Origin of the sequence: Luminiphilus sp. nBUS_07 (assembly GCF_051201685.1) — a bacterium.
GTDB lineage: Bacteria > Pseudomonadota > Gammaproteobacteria > Pseudomonadales > Halieaceae > Luminiphilus.
In genome coordinates, this window is record NZ_CP179213.1 from 221775 (window position 1) to 236356 (window position 14582).

The following is a 14582-nucleotide window of genomic DNA, read 5'->3' on the forward strand; positions in this document are numbered from 1 at the left end:
GGCGCCATTTCCTGTTGATGAAAAAGGCTTCAGCTTAAAACGTTGCCTCAGAAAACCGCGGTAATCGCAAAGTTCAAGCGATTTACCTGGTGCGCCATGGGTTGAGCTTATTAGGCAGTGGGCTGCCTTTGAACACCGCCCTAAGGCGCTGCCATTGTTGGCGCAGCAGTCCCTGCCTTTTACCCAATGCGCCAAACCATTCAGAGGTTATAAGTCGCCAAGCAAAAAACCCCGCGAAGAGAATTGCGGCGGCGCTTAGTACGGCTTTGACCGTTTCGGTTTTAGATGCCGGCTCGGGCGGCAGTTCACCACTAATTGAAATTTTCAACGGGTCGCTTCTGAGTATTTGGAGCGTTTGGGTCTCAGTGTTCCACCAATTCACCACAGCTCCCGGAATTTCCACGGTCCCGGGCGCCGACGCAATCCAGCTTGTTTTATCGCTGCGAGTGGCCAACAGCGTTCCCCGATTAGAGCGGTTTCGCAGAACCGGGGGCTCGGGATACATTTGGAGCAGCGGTTCGTTGTGGTGGGTGGCTCGCGGAAGGAGCATCGCCATGACATCGCTAGCTTTTATGGTGAGGCGACGACTAATTGCTGCGCCCAAATAGGTATCCAGCGAGCCATCGATGGTATGCACTAACGTCACTGAGGGGCTTGCTACCCAATGCTCTAAACCTTCAAGGGCCGGCGGTATGCTGGTTGTTACGGTGAGGGCTCGTGTCTCCAGAGTGCTTGCCACTGTTTCATTGGTGGCTTTAGAGACAGAGACGCTCACTTTCAATGGCGGAATAACGACGGTCCCCGGCTTGGTCGCAAATAGGTCGATAAACCAACGTTGTACCGTCCAGCTTTCACCACCGCGCCGCTCAGTCGAGTTGGCTGCAAAATCCTGATTCTGCAGCAGCAGCAAATCGGGAACCTCAGGTAGCTTGATCCGCGTTCCGGCGGTGAACCAGCGTGGCGTGGCGACTGCCACTTCAAGCTTAATGCGCTGGCCGGGGACAGCGCCCTCTGCAGGGATCAGGCGAGTTGTGATTTCTACCAGTTGATCATTGGCTGCGGTAAAGCTCGATAGGCTCAGTAGGATTGCTAGTGGTAGCACCGCAGACTTTGAAAAGCGGTTGAGCCATAAACTGCCGCAGTGAAATTTCTGCTCGAATTTAGGCGACGCAGGCCAAAAGATTTTAGAGACCAGAATCATGGTTCACTGACGCCTCGCTCCTGCAGTTGAATATTGAATTTGCTGCGCAAGAAGTTGGCGGGATCGGGTTGTACATTTTTCATCCAAAGGGCCGCCGTCTCCGGGCTGGCTAGAATGGCTTCAGCGCTATATTGAGTGCGTTCCTCCACTTCATTGACCAGGGTGTCGGCGCCCTCACCAATTTGAGGGTCTTTATCTTCGTCGAGTGTTTCACTACCAACACCGGCTTCGTTTGTTTGCGACTCACTCAGTCGATTACTGGCTTCGATAATCTCATGGATGAATTCTCGGTTGGCACGTGCACCGGGAAATTCGGGATTGCGATCGAGTAGCACATCGTAGCGATTTCTCGCGCCAACATAGTCTCTGCGGTGAGCTCTAGCATTGGCTTCGTTGAAAAGGGCGACGTCATTGTCCTGTCGGGTATATAGCGTCGCGGCTTGCTCAAAGTCCTGATGATAGTAGCGGGCAGTGGCACGCCAGATCGGATTCTCAAAAATTTCTGCGGCTTTTTGGTAATAGCCAAGTTGCAGCAGAACATGGCCATACTGATCTGGGGTTAACCACAGTGACAAAAATCCATCGAGGGCTGGCTGTAGTACACCGTGCCTCGATATTATTGGTTGGTTTTTCAGTGATGTCGGCACTTCGGCATCTAGGTTGGGCTGTGCTATTGGCGCATTGGAAAGGGTAATAAGGCAGGGCACCAACAGCCAAATCCACAGCCGGGTCCAGCCTCGTCGGAACCAGAGTAAGACGAGAATTAACACGGGAAAAACGAGGGGATAGCCATTGTCCCGCCAAGGTAAAGCCTCATCATCGATAATTTTATAGGCGTCTGTCATGGCCCCGGCAATGGCGGCAACGTCACGACGATCTATGCTCGCGTCAAAATATTGGCCACCACACTGGGTGGCCAGATTCGATAAAGCCTCGCGTTCCAAGGGAACGGTACTTTGTGTCAGTGATGGGTCGCCAAACCCGTATATCAGCAATTGATAGTCACGGTCCCGACACCAGCTTTGTATCAGCTCAGAGCTCCCCGCGCCGAGACCGTCAGTAACCAGCAAAACAGAGCTTCTGTAATAGGTTTGTGCCAGTAGACTGTCGATACCTGATAGCGCATATTCGGGATATTTCCCTGCTCGGGGAGTTATGCCGGGGGTCATTACAGCTAAGAAATTTTCGGTAACTTCGTGATCACTGGTCAAGGGTAGGACCGTATGGGCACTCCCTGCGTAGGCGATTACTCCTACGCGCTTATCTGGAACTAGCGTTAGAAGGTCACGAATTTTTTGAATGCCACGGAGAAGTCGACTGGGCGCAACGTCTGTAGTCGCCATCGACTCAGAGACGTCGAGAACAACCACCAGGGGCGCAGCGTCTTCAGCGAGGGGAGAAGGTTGTTGCTGCCAACTGGGGCCCGCCATGATTAACGTGAGTAGTAAAACTACGACTACCAGCACCGAGGTTGGATTAAACCTGGCAATGGGTGGTTTCTGTACTCGAAGATGTTGGAGCAATTCGGCATCTATAATGCCAGAGAAGCGATCGGAGTTAGCCCGGGAAGATCGCAACAGTCGCTCAATAATGAGCAAGCCAGGTGCCAGCAATAACCACTCAGGCCGCAAGAAATGGAAGTGAGTGATCACCTCCATTATTGCGGTGCCCCAGGTCTATACAGTGCCCCGAGGCGTGCAAGAAATCGCAACAGTACGTACAGCATTATCACTGCTGCAAGCGGAAGCCAGTGAACGTCGGTACGAGGTCTAAAGTTAACGCTGTCAAAGATATTGGGCTCAAGGGTGTCCAGCAATTTAAAAACAGAGGCCAGATCTTCGCTGCTCAATGCCTCAAAGGATTGGCCTCCAGTAACCTCTGCCATTCGAGCCAGCGTATCGAGATCAATGGCTTCTTCACCGCTAGCTGTAGGGTCGCCGACCGCAATCGGATAGATTCGTATGCGTTCAGTGGCAGCAACGCGTGCGGCATCAACAGGGGGAACCAGACTACCAGTATCATTACCGTCGGTGAGTAGTAACAGCACTCGATGCTCTGTCTCTGCATCTTTAAACAGTTTAATGGCCAGTCCTACTGCATCCCCCAAGGCTGTACTGGGTCCGGCCATACGGATTCGCGTTTCATTTAAGAGCATCAGCCAAGTGGGGTGATCCTCCGTGAAGGGAGATTGAAGATAAGCGCTATTGCCAAAGACAATAAGACCTAGACGATCTCCCGCACGTTCATCGACAAGCTGTTGTAAAACCGCTTTAACGGCAGTTAATCGGTCTGTTGGCTCGCCGTTGGGCTGACTAAAGTCCTCCGTTTCCATAGACCCCGACAGGTCAACGGCGATCATTAAATCCCGTCCGGCCTTTTGCTGTTCAATCGGGTCTCCTAACCACTGTGGTTTTGCGGCAGCAAGCACTAAGCTCAGCCATATCAGTGTGATCAGAACTTTTTGTCCGCGCCTTCTGATAAGCAGCATGGCACCCCGCTGGGGTCGGGATTCGGTGGCGTCCAGTAATCGAGCAAAAAAAGGCACTCGAACGGCATCTCGACGCTCTCGATATGCAGGCATTAGGCGCATGGCTATCGGCAGGGGTAGCAGAACAAAGGCCCAGGGGTTGACCCAGTCTAACTGCGAAAAAAATTGTGTGATGAGAGCCTCAATAGAACCCATGATCATCTCGGTGTTGGTCTATCCAAAGGTGGGCCTCACGGACTAGCGCGCTGCGCTGCACTGCAGTCACTGAAACTTGGGGGCTATAAAGCGCTTCGCCCAGTATCTGCAGGCTCTCCTGAGAAAAAACTTTGGTGGCCGCTCGATTTTCTAGCCAATGGCACCAGGTAACTCCCGTCAGAGCAGCCACTTCGCGCCGAGATGCTGCGGTCATAGCCGTCAACTTGAGCACCTCGTTAATCGCCGACGCTCCGGTTGATGGACCAAGGTGACTGAGTCTTCGTCGAGCTTCTCTGCGGTAGCGATTGCGCAGCCAGAGTCTGAGTCGGCGCCAAGATCGGTGTAGTAATCCAATGACCAGTACCAGCGCTAAAATCTGCCAGCCCAGTGTTTGGGGTAGCCAGTCAATGGGTTCCGGCGAGACAATCTCATGGAGTTCACCGCGAAGGATGGGGTTACCGAATAATGCCGGTAGTGGCGGTAGGGTTTCCTCAAGCATAGTCAGTACGACTCATTGTCGTGCTGCTGTTGATGCCGCAGGGGTCCCACCCAGCTGACGCAGTAGCTGGTTAGCGATGTCTGATTCAGTCGTCAGCGATATCAGTGGGATTTGATGGCGCTTGAGCGACTCACCTAAGCTGCCGACATGGGCATCAAATTTTGCCCTAAAACGTACATCGGCCTCCTTTTTCCCACTCTCTACCTGAATTTGGAAAGCGCCGTCGCTAACCACCAATTGATCAGCGTTGGCTAGGCTTCGCTCAAGAGGGTCTGTAATCAGCGCAGCTATCACGTCATTACTTTGGCGTATTGCTTTAATGGCCGCCAAACTCTGATCATCCCATCCGTCAAAGTCTGAAATAATAATCACTAAACTGTCGTGGGTCAGATAGCGACTGAGTTTTTTGAGTGCCTCTGACAAGGCATCAGCCCTCGAGGGCTCATTGCTGTCCGCGGTCAACTGGTGATTCATGTTGACCAAATTGGCGAGCCAGCTCATCAGCGCGCCGGGCGAGCGGCTGGGGCGATACACCTTTGACGTTGTGTCATTGAAGAGGAGGGCACCAATACGGTCGCCTACGCCAATCACCCGCCAAGCGCTCAGTGCTGCGGTTCGCGCTGCACCCACTGATTTCATTTGATGACGACTACCGAAAAACATAGCGAGTCGCTGATCGACAACGACCCAAACAGGACGGTCTCGCTCTTCTGTATAAACTCTGACAAAGGGAGTTCGGGTTCGATGAGTTACCCGCCAATCCATGTTCCGCACATCGTCACCGGGTCTGTAGTGACGGAGCTCATCAAAGTCTAGCCCTCGCCCCCGCAGTCGAGATCGTTTGCGCCCAGTCAGCACGGAGTTTACGGGCTGAGCTGGTCGGTAGCTAAAGCCTTGAGCTCGGTATCGAAGTCGTACCAAGTCTTTGAGCGCAACATAGGCATCGGCACTCATGATTGGGTTAGCCTGCTGCAACGAGGTCGAGAATATCTGTTACGACCCTGTCAGTATCAATGCCGTCAGCTAGCGCGTCGTAGCTCAAAATTAAGCGGTGGCGAAAAACAGCTGGAGCTACTGCTCGCACATCTTCGGGCAGCACATGCTCGCGCCCTTGCAGCCAAGCCTCTGCCCGGGACGCCCGGTGCAGGGCTATACTTGCCCGAGGACTGGACCCTACGGCAATCCAACTCGCGAGCTCGTCGGAGAGGCCTTCGGGTTGGCGCGTTGCCATTACTAAATCGACGAGGTAGCGCTCGACAGGCTCGCTGAAGGTCATTTTCTGGATGGCTTGTCTTGCTGCAAAAATAGCCTCGGTTCCAACTGGCGTCTGCTCAGCGTGATGACCTCCCTCTTCTTTCTGCAGCATGCGGACGATGCTTCGCTCGGCTTCAGCGTCGGGATAATCGACCCTGACTTTAAACAGAAAGCGATCCATCTGTGCCTCGGGTAAGGGGTAGGTGCCCTCTTGCTCAATCGGATTTTGGGTCGCCATGACAAGGAATAATGGTGGCAGTGGGTAACTTTTACCCGCAACGGTCACCTGCCGTTCTTCCATTGCCTCCAACAAAGCAGACTGCACTTTGGCGGGGGCTCGATTGATTTCGTCAGCGAGCACCAGCTCGTTAAAGATCGGGCCAGGTTCAAAAATCAATTCGCTGCCGCCTTCATTGCTGTGATACGTCTCGCTTCCCGTTACATCAGCCGGTAGAAGATCTGGAGTAAACTGAATTCTTCCAAGATTTACGCCCATGGCGCGTGCCAGTGTTTTGATCGACCGGGTTTTTGCTGTTCCTGGCAATCCCTCTAGTAAAACGTTGCCGTTACACAGTAAAGCTAATATCAAGCTATGGACTACGGCTTCTTGGCCAATAACCGCGGCATTGACTCGAGCTGTCAGGTCGGCAATGTCGGCGCGCGTGCGGTCGGTCATAACGGTGTTCCTAGTTGTTGTTTCCTGAGTCCTCAGCGAGGCCGCGATCAATTACAGCGTCCTTTGGGAGACAGTAAGCCTATCAGCTGCGCCGAGTCCTAGTGAATCTAATATTGGACATAAGCGTCAGTGGGCCCAGTCTCGATCGGCCTTGAAACGCTTCGATAGGTAATCCATTTGATCGGTAAGAACGCGGTCTTTTGCGAGGAAATGCCACTCGAAGGGATTGGGTCGAAACGGCACTGCAAGTAGCGGCATACCCGCTTCTTCGGGTGTTTTATTGTCTTTTTGCCAGTTGCAACGTTTGCAGGCCGCGACAACATTTTCCCATTTATTGGTGCCTCCCCGACTAGCGGGCAACACATGATCTCGGGTTAGCTGGTGTCTTGAGGCTTGGTTACCACAGTACAAACAGCGATGATCATCCCGCTTAAACAGGGTTCGGTTGCACAATGGTGGAACAAAGGCGTCGTAGATTTTACCCTCGGTTGCAATGATCGGTTGTACGACAAGAGTCGAGCGATGACCTGTGAGTCGCTGAATGCCCCCATAAACAGGGGGGAGCGGATCACCTATGCCATATATGACATCACCTTTCGCGTAGGCGGAAATGGTTTCCTGAAGGGTCAACCAGCCTCTTGGTTGTCCCGCTAGATCTAGTCTGAGGATCGCTTGCATGGCTTTCTCTCTCAGGTTTCTGAAAACCTACTGAAAAAAAACCCCAGTTACAATTAAAGTTTTTCTGAGCCGTGGTGTCATCCCGCCATATTTTCGGCAAATATAAGCCATGAATTTAGCTTTATGAGAGAAAGCATCCCGAATTATGGGCTGGCACTGGCTAATTTAGGGCCAATAGCGGCCTATTACTTAATGCTTTTAGGGGTGGTCGTTTGCCCCGATTTACAGGGCTGTCCAGCTGGCACTGATAAGTGTTGAATCACGCTGTAAAAGCCTCGCCTCAAAATGCTCTCCTACGGCGATGGGGCCAACACCTGCAGGCGTGCCGGTCATGATGACGTCAAAGTCGTCCAGAGTGAGGAAGGTGTTCAGCTCGCCGACAATAACGCTGGGTTGATAAAGCATGGCGGTGGCTTCGCCACTTTGTCTCAGCGCGCGGTCAACCCAAAGCTCAAGGCGCAGTTCAAGTGGATCCACTGGTGCAGCTATGAACTCACTGAACAGGGCAGCACCGTCAAAAGCTTTGGCTCGCTCCCACGGCAGCCCCGCTTGTTTCAGCTTCCCTTGCAGATCACGCTTAGTGAGATCCAGTCCAACACCTATCCCTAATATGTCGCCGTTTTTAACCAGCAAACAAATCTCGCACTCATAGTGGAGGGGCTCGTCGGCAACGGCTCTCAGTGTCGTTCCAATGGCTGAGTTGGGTTTCATAAAAACCACCATCTGTTCGGGAACTGCACTGTTCATTTCTTCGATATGTGCCGCGTAATTCTTGCCAATGCATACAATTTTGCCCGGTGTAATGCTTTGGTTTTCAAACTGGATTGATCTCATGGTGGGCTCCTAGCGGTCTTTACTGGCACTATAGATCAGGATGTCTGATTACAGCAGGGCCGTGTTGTGGGTGGGTGAGGTTTTTCTGATCGGTCTTGCGGTAAGCGGGTAACAGCGGGAGGATTTTCTATGGGGCTGCGTCTGGGTCCGGGAGCAATGGTTGCTGCGGCATTTATAGGCCCTGGCACAATCACAACGGCCAGTGTGGCCGGGGCTACAACTGGCATAACGCTTATCTGGGCGATCGCGTTCTCAATTTTTGCGACTGTCTTGCTGCAGGAGCTGTCAGTGCGAAGTGCTTTGACGACAGATCGTGACTTAGCGACGCTTGTTAGAGATTTTGGCGCTGGTTATTGGTGGGGTGTGCCGGTGCTTCTGCTGATCGTATTGGCGGTTGGAGTGGGCAACGCGGCTTACCAGTCTGGCAATTTGTCAGGTGCTGGAATAGGGCTAAGTACAGCTTTTGGAGTGAATTCAGCAGCGGTTGTTTTGGTGTGCGCCACCGTTGCTGCGATCCTCATCGTGATCAACCGGTATCGCCTACTTGAGCGCATTTTGGTGGGTTTGGTGGCTATGATGGGCTTACTGTTCATAGGGCTGGCACTATTTTTGGCACCATTATTGTGGTCTCAGCCAGAAATTCGCCTGCTACCAAACTTTTCTGGCACCAACTTGACGTTGATACTGGCATTGATCGGGACAACGGTTGTGCCTTACAACTTATTTCTCCATGCCACCGCAGCAAGACAGCACTGGCGCGGCAGTGCAATAGATGAAGCCCTATCAGGTGCTCGCTGGGAGTCTTGTGTGGCGATTTCTTTCGGGGGTCTTACCACGACCGCTATTGTTGTGGTTGCTGCTGCACTGGTACCCGGCGCTGTCGATCAGCCCCCTTTAGATGCCGTGATATCAGCGATTGAAGGCCAAATACCCGGATGGGGTGCCACCATTTTGGGTATTGGGCTATTTGCAGCGGGTCTTACGTCAGCCATTGCTGCGCCTGTTGCGGCGGGCTGGACTATCTGTGGTGCCATGGGATGGTCGGTGGAAACCCATAGCTTGCGTTTTAAGGTTGTAGCGCTCACGGTCGTACTAGTTGGGGGCTTTTTTGCGGTTGTTACCTCGCGGCCTGCTGCCCTTATCGTAACGGCTCAGGTGACCAATGCGTTGCTACTTCCGTTAATAGCATTGGTTTTGATGGTGGTCGCTAATAGCGCGCTGTTACCCCGCGCTTACCGTAATCACATTGTGTTTAATGCGGCGGCTATTTTGGTTCTGGTCATCGTGACCCTGCTGGCTGTTAGTAAGCTTATGAAGCTATTTGGGTAGCCTCGCCGCAACATAATTTTTGTTAATGCAACTGTGGGTACCATAGTTTGAATAAGATACTTAGCGGGGGCAGCGCAGTGGTGATACATGGCTGAGTTCAGGGTCGATACTGGCCCGAGCTGATAAACTGGCCGAAGGTTTCACACCACACCACCGCGGTTGTGTACCTAGGGTCATTGACGGCGAAGGCGTTATTCAGCACAAAACCATCAAAGTTTCTTACGGCGCCCATCTCGACGGACTGGTCCTTCAGCGCCAAGAAATCAGCCTCCGTCTCGACAAATTTTGGGGTTAGGTACAGTCGGTAGTCGGGTCCGGGCGCCAGCTCTCCCTCGAATACAATTGTGTCGGAATACAGTCGAAGTTGGCCCTCCCCCCAATGCAAGGCATCACTATCTTCACGTTGGCGCTCAAACTCTGTGGTGAATAGCGGATTGCTTAGTGTGGCCTCAACTGCCAAGAGGTCAGGCGCTGCCGGTTCTAGCAGAATTGGCAGTAGGTAAATGCCCAGAGCAAAGCCCAACAGGGCTGTAGCGCAATGACTCAGAATGAGAAGAAGTTTGGTCATACGCGTTGCCATACTGAGGAAAGTCAGTGCCGAAGGTGACCCTAGCCTGCCACAGATACCTTGTTGTCGCCGGTTTGATTTTGGCGTAATTTACGCCAAAAGTTATGTGACGCGCATTCTATCGTACAGGGCTTGTTTAACCGCCTGCTCATATGCAACTTAGAGCCGTTTGAAAGTTCCTGAGAGCACTGGCAGTGTCAAATAAGCTGGTGCATGATAGGTCATTAACACAACACAATAATAAGTCAGGAAGCCACCACATGCTGCGTTTATTAAGCCTATGCCTGCTACTCGTTTCGTCTTCGCTTCACGCCGCCGACAAGCCTAACATCTTAGTAATTTGGGGTGATGATATCGGGTTTTGGAACCTATCAACGAATAATATGGGCATGATGGGCTACCCCACCCCGAATATTGACCGCATTGCTAACGAGGGGGCAAAGTTTACTGACTATTACGGTCAGCAGAGCTGCACTGCGGGTCGCTCGGCCTTCATTATTGGACAGTCACCCATTCGCACGGGCCTCACTAAAGTGGGAGCGCCTGGAGCAGAGCAGGGCATCAGTGAAAAAGATGTCACCCTTGCGGGATTACTGAAAGCCGAGGGCTACGTTACAGGGCAATACGGGAAAAACCACCTCGGCGATCGCGATGAATTTCTCCCGACACAGCACGGGTTTGATGAGTTTTTTGGCAACCTGTACCACCTCAATGCCGAGGAAGAGCCTGAGGATGTTGATTACCCTACTGACCCTGCCTTTATTGCGCGCTTTGGGCCTCGAGGGGTCATCCGATCCTTCGCCGATGGTCGGGTCGAGGACAGTGGCCCCCTCACCAAGAAGCGTATGGAGACAATCGACCGCGAATTTGTTGCATCAGCCCAAGATTTTATGAGCCGTGCGGTGGCTGACGAGAAGCCCTTTTTTGTTTGGGTAAACACCACGCGCATGCACTTTTGGACGCATACTGCCGATGAAGAATTGGGGCTTTCTGGTCAAGGCTTTTATAACGACGCGATGGTAGCCCACGACCGCATGGTCGGCGAATTACTTGATCAGTTAGATGAACTGAATGTCTCAGACAACACTATCGTTCTGTATTCGACCGATAATGGCCCGCATTTTAATACTTGGCCTGATGCCGGTATTACTCCTTTTCGAAGCGAAAAAAATACCAACTGGGAGGGTGGTTTTCGTGTGCCCGCCATGGTCCGCTGGCCCGGAAAAATTCCCGAAGGCACGATCCTAAATGACATGATGTCTCACACCGATTGGGCGCCCACTTTTATGGCTGCAGCGGGGCGACCGACGATTACTGAAGAACTGAAAGCGGGCACCGTGGTGAATGGCAAGCCCTATAAAAATCATTTGGACGGCTATAATTTTTTACCTTACCTAACTGGAGAAGCTGACCACGGTCCCCGGGATACGTTCCTCTATTGGAGCGACGATGGTTTGCTGACAGCCATGCGTATTGGCGATTGGAAGGTGGTATTTGCTGAGCAGCGTGCTAAAGAATTCGACGTTTGGCGTGAACAGTTTGATATGTTGCGCATTCCCAAACTATTCCACTTACGTCGTGACCCGTTTGAACGTGCCGATCAAAACTCCAATACTTACAACGACTGGTGGGTTAAGAAAATTCCACGGATCTATTTGGCTAGGGCCGAGCTAGAAAAGTTCATTGGCACTCTCATGGCTTTTCCACCCCGGCAACGGCCTGCGAGTTTTACCATCGATCAAATGATGGAGCCGTTTTACCGGTTTGAGGGCAATGACCACTAAGGCCACTGGCTTCGCTGCGCAAGCTTAAAAGTAGCTTGGAACTGGGGGTGCACAGTACCGCGTGTTAGCTTTGGGCGGCAGAGACTCAGCACGCCATCTTAGCCCGCCAAGCAGAAACGCGAGACAAACCACTCGAGGTGACTTTTTATAACGCACGGGTATGTCTTCAGATATTGCCCATAAGGCACATGTCCTATCGACTGAGAGTGTTTTTAATTGGAGACACACCCACCAAGTTTTAGTGAGGTTGAGCGGGCGGCCCAGCGCTTAGCAGGGCACGTCGTGCGCACACCGCTGCTATATTCCCCTCAACTTAATGCTCTGACGGGGCGGCAAGTCGTTATAAAGCCAGAATGCTTGCAACACACTGGCAGTTTCAAGTTCAGGGGGGCTTTCAACCGCTTATGCCAATTGACCGCCCAACAGCGCGCCGCTGGGGTGGTGGCTTGGTCATCAGGCAATCATGCTCAGGGGGTCGCCCTCGCGGCACAATTACTGAACATACCGGCGCGTATTGTCATGCCAGCCGATGCCCCCCAAATTAAAACGCGTAATACCCAGGCCCTCGGTGCTGAGGTTGTTGCTTATGATCGTTACAGCGAGGATCGAGAGGCCATTGCCCGTGATCTTGTGGCGAGGGATGGCGGGACGATTGTTCCTTCTTACGATGACGCAGACATCATTGCCGGTCAGGGCACCGTAGGCCTGGAATTATTGCAGGATGCAGAGCCTCCAGACGCAATGCTGGTGTGTTGCAGTGGCGGCGGCCTTGTTGCCGGCTGCGCGTTAGCCGTCGAAGGATTACAGGCTAATACTGCAGTGTTTGCGGTGGAGCCCTTAGAATTTAATGACCATCAGCGCTCACTGCACAACGGTGTGCGAGAGCGCATTGAGCCAGGATCGACGTCGATTTGTGATGCACTACTTGCGCCAACGCCGGGTGAACTAACCTTTGCAATTAACCAACGCCTTCTCGCTGGAGGACTTGCGGTCAGTGACGAAGAAGTTTTGCTAGCCATGGCTTTTGCGTTTGAGCACCTCAAACTGGTGCTCGAGCCTGGGGGCGCTGTTGCCTTAGCCGCGTTGTTGTCCGGCAAAGTCCCTGATCATTATCGGTCGGTGGGCATTGTTTTGTCTGGCGGCAATGTTGACCCTGCGGTATTCGCGGCAGCGATTAACGCAGATAGCAACTCCCAGAAAACCTTCTAAATCGGCACGTCCCCAAGTGGTACCCCCGAAAGAGCTATTAATGAATCCCTTACAACCTCTAGGGCGTCGTTGCCTCAGAAACAAGCTACAGGCACAGTGGCAAGGGCAAAAGATTTCAGGAGCAGTGCTATGGAACCAGTTCTGGATTGGGAGGCGCGTTATCAGGAGCCTTCGGTACCTTGGGAGCGTACCGGTCTAAACCCTGCCTTTACTGCTTGGCAGTCGTGGTTGAGCTTGCAGCAGGGCACCGTTGTAATTCCCGGTTGTGGACGATCGCCTGAGCTTCAAGGTCTGGCCGAACTGGGTTTCAGCGTAGTGGGCGTCGATCTTTCTCCCAGTGCAGCTCAATTTCAGAAAACCGCTTTGTCCGCGAAAGGCCTTCATGGCGAGGTCGTTGTCAGCAATTTGTTCGATTGGTCGCCCGATACCCCCGTCGATATTGTTTACGAGCAGACCTGTCTGTGTGCGCTGCATCCAGAACATTGGAGTGCCTATGAAAGCCTGCTCACCGGTTGGTTGCGGCCGGGAGGCGTGCTTCTAGCTCTGTTTATGCAAACCGGGGAGTCGGGAGGGCCGCCCTTTCACTGTGAAATAGCGGCCATGGAGCAGTTGTTTTCCCAAGAGCGTTGGATCTGGGATGAAACCTCGGTACGGTCTGAACATCCCTTGGGCGTTTATGAGCTGGGGTTTAAGTTAACCCTTCGTTGAGTGTTTAGTGGCCCAGTACGTGTTTAAGCGCAGTAAGGCACCGCTCAACGTTGACCGGATTACTCGCATGTCCCATTAAACCAATTCGCCACTGCTTGCCGGCCAAAGCCCCAAGGCCCGCACCGATCTCAAGATTAAATTCTGTTAACAGACGACCTCTAACCTCACCGTCATTGACGCCATCGGGGATGCACACTGCATTGAGCTGGGGAAGTCGCCACTCAGGGGCAACGGCCATTTCCAAGCCCATTGTCTCTAGACCTAAAACGAGATCATCGTGATTAGCCTGATGCCGGGCAAAACTGGCTTCAAGGCCTTCCTCTTCTAAAATCAGCAGGGCCTCATGAAGCGCGTAGAGCGCATTCACGGGGGCCGTGTGGTGATAGGCGCGCTTACTGTCGCCACCCCAGTAGCCCATCACCAACTGCATATCCAAAAACCAGCTTTGTACTTTGGTAGGGCGAGCTTGAATACGTTCAACCGCCGCAGGGCTAAAGGTCATGGGCGATAAGCCGGGCACACAGGAAAGGCACTTTTGAGTCCCGGAATACACCGCGTCGGCACCCCATTCATCGACGCGAAGATCAATGCCACCCAACGTTGTCACGGTATCGACAACGACTAATGCGTCGTGAGCTTTGGCAATGCCGCAGAGGGTTTTAGCATCACTGCGAACCCCTGTTGAGGTTTCTGAGTGCACAAAAGCCAGCAGGTTAGCCTCAGGATTAGCCGCGAAGGCCTCCTCAACTTTTTGAGGGTCAACGGGATCTCCCCAGCGGTCTTGAACCATAATCGCAGTCGCACCACACCGCTCGACATTTTCTTTCATGCGTCCGCCAAAGACGCCGTTTTGGCAGACGATTACTGTGTCACCGGGTGATACCAAATTCACAAACGCGGCTTCCATTCCAGCTGATCCAGGGGCCGACAACGGGATCGTTAGTTCATTGGAGGTTTTAAAGGCGTACTGAAGTAGCCGCTTGGTATCGTCCATGAGTTCAATGAATAGCGGATCGAGGTGCCCAATGGTGGGGCGGCCCAAGGCACTGAGCACCCGCGGTGACACGTCTGAGGGGCCGGGGCCCATAAGGGTACGTTGGGGCGGATGAAAGCTCTGGCTCATGACAAATTTATTCCGTTAATGTGACTGAAATTTTGG

General features: G+C 52.8%; 14 protein-coding genes. 4 read left to right on the forward strand and 10 right to left on the reverse strand.

Annotation, left to right across the window (positions count from 1 at the left end; genetic code table 11):
- Positions 1-82 precede the first annotated feature (82 nt).
- The 8 genes from ACMAZB_RS01065 to ACMAZB_RS01100 all read right to left on the reverse strand — a co-directional run bounded on the left by ACMAZB_RS01065 (position 83) and on the right by ACMAZB_RS01100 (position 7825).
- Positions 83-1201, reverse strand: coding sequence for a hypothetical protein (locus ACMAZB_RS01065; protein WP_435218834.1), 1119 nt, complete (start codon positions 1199-1201; stop codon positions 83-85).
- Positions 1198-2859: a VWA domain-containing protein gene (locus ACMAZB_RS01070; protein ID WP_435218835.1), complete on the reverse strand. Its 1662-nt coding sequence runs from the start codon at positions 2857-2859 to the stop codon at positions 1198-1200. Before ACMAZB_RS01070 ends, ACMAZB_RS01065 begins: the two co-directional genes overlap by 4 nt.
- Entirely contained in the window at positions 2859-3884 is a 1026-nt protein-coding gene (locus ACMAZB_RS01075; RefSeq protein WP_435218837.1) for a VWA domain-containing protein, read from the reverse strand. Before ACMAZB_RS01075 ends, ACMAZB_RS01070 begins: the two co-directional genes overlap by 1 nt.
- Positions 3871-4383, reverse strand: coding sequence for a DUF4381 domain-containing protein (locus tag ACMAZB_RS01080; RefSeq protein WP_435218839.1), 513 nt, complete (start codon positions 4381-4383; stop codon positions 3871-3873). Before ACMAZB_RS01080 ends, ACMAZB_RS01075 begins: the two co-directional genes overlap by 14 nt.
- A gap of 12 nt (positions 4384-4395) precedes the next feature.
- Positions 4396-5337 carry a DUF58 domain-containing protein gene (locus ACMAZB_RS01085; protein ID WP_435218840.1) on the reverse strand — a complete coding sequence of 314 codons (942 nt, stop codon included), beginning with the start codon at positions 5335-5337 and terminating at the stop codon, positions 4396-4398.
- A 7-nt stretch (positions 5338-5344) separates the two neighbouring features.
- The gene (locus tag ACMAZB_RS01090; RefSeq protein ID WP_435218842.1) at positions 5345-6313 is read right to left on the reverse strand and encodes an AAA family ATPase; all 969 of its coding nucleotides are present in this window, start codon (positions 6311-6313) and stop codon (positions 5345-5347) included.
- Between the two features lie 126 nt (positions 6314-6439).
- Positions 6440-6991 (reverse strand): HNH endonuclease, encoded by a 552-nt coding sequence (locus tag ACMAZB_RS01095; RefSeq protein WP_435213698.1) that lies wholly within the window; start codon positions 6989-6991, stop codon positions 6440-6442.
- 222 nt (positions 6992-7213) lie between these two features.
- The gene (locus ACMAZB_RS01100; RefSeq protein WP_435218844.1) at positions 7214-7825 is read right to left on the reverse strand and encodes a fumarylacetoacetate hydrolase family protein; all 612 of its coding nucleotides are present in this window, start codon (positions 7823-7825) and stop codon (positions 7214-7216) included.
- A 129-nt stretch (positions 7826-7954) separates the two neighbouring features.
- Here ACMAZB_RS01100 and ACMAZB_RS01105 point away from each other — a divergent pair, with 129 nt between their 5' ends.
- Positions 7955-9154: an Nramp family divalent metal transporter gene (locus ACMAZB_RS01105; protein ID WP_435218846.1), complete on the forward strand. Its 1200-nt coding sequence runs from the start codon at positions 7955-7957 to the stop codon at positions 9152-9154.
- Positions 9155-9251: 97 nt separating this feature from the next.
- Here ACMAZB_RS01105 and ACMAZB_RS01110 read toward each other — a convergent pair whose 3' ends face one another.
- Positions 9252-9722 (reverse strand): DM13 domain-containing protein, encoded by a 471-nt coding sequence (locus ACMAZB_RS01110; protein WP_435213703.1) that lies wholly within the window; start codon positions 9720-9722, stop codon positions 9252-9254.
- Between the two features lie 260 nt (positions 9723-9982).
- On the opposite strand from ACMAZB_RS01110, the gene ACMAZB_RS01115 reads away from it, so the two are divergent.
- From ACMAZB_RS01115 to ACMAZB_RS01125, 3 genes are all read left to right on the forward strand, one after another.
- Positions 9983-11506 (forward strand): arylsulfatase, encoded by a 1524-nt coding sequence (locus ACMAZB_RS01115; RefSeq protein ID WP_435218848.1) that lies wholly within the window; start codon positions 9983-9985, stop codon positions 11504-11506.
- 216 nt (positions 11507-11722) lie between these two features.
- A complete protein-coding gene (locus ACMAZB_RS01120; protein WP_435218850.1) occupies positions 11723-12715 on the forward strand; it encodes a threonine ammonia-lyase in 993 nt (330 codons plus the stop codon).
- Positions 12716-12844: 129 nt separating this feature from the next.
- Positions 12845-13423 carry a methyltransferase domain-containing protein gene (locus ACMAZB_RS01125; RefSeq protein WP_435218852.1) on the forward strand — a complete coding sequence of 193 codons (579 nt, stop codon included), beginning with the start codon at positions 12845-12847 and terminating at the stop codon, positions 13421-13423.
- Positions 13424-13427: 4 nt separating this feature from the next.
- Here ACMAZB_RS01125 and ACMAZB_RS01130 read toward each other — a convergent pair whose 3' ends face one another.
- Complete coding sequence (locus ACMAZB_RS01130) at positions 13428-14546, reverse strand: pyridoxal-phosphate-dependent aminotransferase family protein (protein WP_435218854.1); 1119 nt, start codon at positions 14544-14546, stop codon at positions 13428-13430.
- Positions 14547-14582: the final 36 nt, after the last annotated feature.

Excerpts from the sequence above, each read along its gene's own strand:
- ACMAZB_RS01075 (WP_435218837.1), bottom strand. The coding sequence starts at position 3,884 with ATGGGTTCTATTGAGGCTCTCATCACACAATTTTTTTCGCAGTTAGAC.
- ACMAZB_RS01070 (WP_435218835.1), bottom strand. The coding sequence starts at position 2,859 with ATGGAGGTGATCACTCACTTCCATTTCTTGCGGCCTGAGTGGTTATTG.
- ACMAZB_RS01065 (WP_435218834.1), bottom strand. The coding sequence starts at position 1,201 with ATGATTCTGGTCTCTAAAATCTTTTGGCCTGCGTCGCCTAAATTCGAG.
- ACMAZB_RS01090 (WP_435218842.1), bottom strand. The coding sequence starts at position 6,313 with ATGACCGACCGCACGCGCGCCGACATTGCCGACCTGACAGCTCGAGTC.
- ACMAZB_RS01085 (WP_435218840.1), bottom strand. The coding sequence starts at position 5,337 with ATGAGTGCCGATGCCTATGTTGCGCTCAAAGACTTGGTACGACTTCGA.
- ACMAZB_RS01115 (WP_435218848.1), top strand. The coding sequence starts at position 9,983 with ATGCTGCGTTTATTAAGCCTATGCCTGCTACTCGTTTCGTCTTCGCTT.
- ACMAZB_RS01110 (WP_435213703.1), bottom strand. The coding sequence starts at position 9,722 with ATGACCAAACTTCTTCTCATTCTGAGTCATTGCGCTACAGCCCTGTTG.
- ACMAZB_RS01095 (WP_435213698.1), bottom strand. The coding sequence starts at position 6,991 with ATGCAAGCGATCCTCAGACTAGATCTAGCGGGACAACCAAGAGGCTGG.
- ACMAZB_RS01080 (WP_435218839.1), bottom strand. The coding sequence starts at position 4,383 with ATGCTTGAGGAAACCCTACCGCCACTACCGGCATTATTCGGTAACCCC.
- ACMAZB_RS01105 (WP_435218846.1), top strand. The coding sequence starts at position 7,955 with ATGGGGCTGCGTCTGGGTCCGGGAGCAATGGTTGCTGCGGCATTTATA.
- ACMAZB_RS01100 (WP_435218844.1), bottom strand. The coding sequence starts at position 7,825 with ATGAGATCAATCCAGTTTGAAAACCAAAGCATTACACCGGGCAAAATT.
- ACMAZB_RS01125 (WP_435218852.1), top strand. The coding sequence starts at position 12,845 with ATGGAACCAGTTCTGGATTGGGAGGCGCGTTATCAGGAGCCTTCGGTA.
- ACMAZB_RS01130 (WP_435218854.1), bottom strand. The coding sequence starts at position 14,546 with ATGAGCCAGAGCTTTCATCCGCCCCAACGTACCCTTATGGGCCCCGGC.